The sequence below is a fragment of the Modestobacter sp. KNN46-3 genome (genome assembly GCF_011039295.1).
The window spans coordinates 1-1,289 of record NZ_JAAKGN010000333.1 but is presented as its reverse complement, the minus strand read 5'-3'; the positions used below and the strand labels follow the sequence as shown (position 1 = coordinate 1,289).

2 protein-coding genes are annotated in these 1,289 nt (G+C 67.8%); both read left to right on the top strand.

Annotated elements, in window-relative coordinates; translation table 11 throughout:
* The first annotated feature begins 124 nt into the window (after window positions 1-124).
* Window positions 125-607 carry a helix-turn-helix domain-containing protein gene (locus tag G5C62_RS27715; protein WP_206330905.1) on the top strand — a complete coding sequence of 161 codons (483 nt, stop codon included), beginning with the start codon at window positions 125-127 and terminating at the stop codon, window positions 605-607.
* 22 nt (window positions 608-629) lie between these two features.
* Complete coding sequence (locus tag G5C62_RS27710; protein WP_206330904.1) at window positions 630-1,277, top strand: transposase; 648 nt, start codon at window positions 630-632, stop codon at window positions 1,275-1,277.
* The last annotated feature ends 12 nt before the right edge of the window (window positions 1,278-1,289 follow it).

Below are 1,289 nucleotides of genomic sequence, written 5' to 3'. Positions count from 1 at the left end.
CTAGTGCCGCGGCTGCCAACCTTGGCCTCGGTTCGCGACACACCGGCCGACGTTCCTCGCTGGGGTCCTGAGCGGGTGGACCGTTGCGCTCGTCTGATCCTGTCTTCCCCGCAGGAGATGCGAGATGGTCGTTCGCGTGCAGGTTCGTCCCATCAGTAACGACGAGGGCAACAAGCTGCTGCGCACCGTGCGCCGCAGCAGCGGGTCGGTGGTGACCTGGCGAAGGGCCCAGATGGTGCTGCTGTCGGCCCAGGGCATGGCAGTGCCGCAGATCGCGGAGGTGACGTTCTCCAGCCCGGATCGGGTCCGCGACGTGCTGCACAACTTCAACGCCGACGGCTTCGACTCGCTGAAACCGCGCTACGCCGGTGGGCGACCACCGAAGTTCAGCCTCGAGCAACGGGCAGAGATCAAGAAGGCCGCGTTGAGCCGGCCGACCGATCACGGGCTGCCGTTCTCCACCTGGAGCCTGTCGAAGCTGGCCGACTTCCTGGTCGCCGAGGGGGTGGTCGACGACATCTCCCACGAGGGCCTGCGGACGCTGCTGCGCGAGGAGGGCGTCTCCTTTCCAGGCCGTCAAGACTTGGAAGACCAGCACCGATCCTGACTACGAGGCCAAGAAGAACCGGGTGCTGGAGCTCTACGCGATCGCCGACGGCCATCGCCAACCCGGCCCCTGCGACCCGTCCGTGGTCATCTGCATGGATGAGTTCGGGCCGCTGAACCTGCAGCCGCATCCGGGCAGGCAGTGGGCGCCCACTGCGGCCGGCAAGGGCACGCAGGCCGCTCCGCGGCGACGTCGTCGGCGGGCGACCTACAAGCGGCCGCACGGGGTGCGGCATCTGCTGGCCGGCTATGACCTGGCCACCGACAAGCTCTACGGCCACGTCAAGATCCGGAAGGGCCGTACCGAGTTCCTCGCGTTCTGCCGCTACCTGCGCTCGCTGCACCCGGCCGAGGTCCGGATCGCGATCGTGCTGGACAACTTCAGCCCGCACCTGTCCACCAAGACCGACCCCCGGGTCGGTGAGTGGGCCGCGGCGAACAACGTCGAGCTGGCCTACGTACCGTTCTACGGCTCGTGGCTCAACCGGATCGAGGCCCAGTTCACCGCGCTGCGCTACTTCGCCCTCGACGGCACCGACCACGAGTCCCACCGCGAGCAGGCCAGCATGATCCGCCGCTACATCGCCTGGCGGAACCGGCACGTCACCGATCCCAAGCTCCGCAAAGTCGTCCGCCGAGCCGAGACCATCAAGAGGGCGAAGGTTGCCTGACCCGGCACTAGG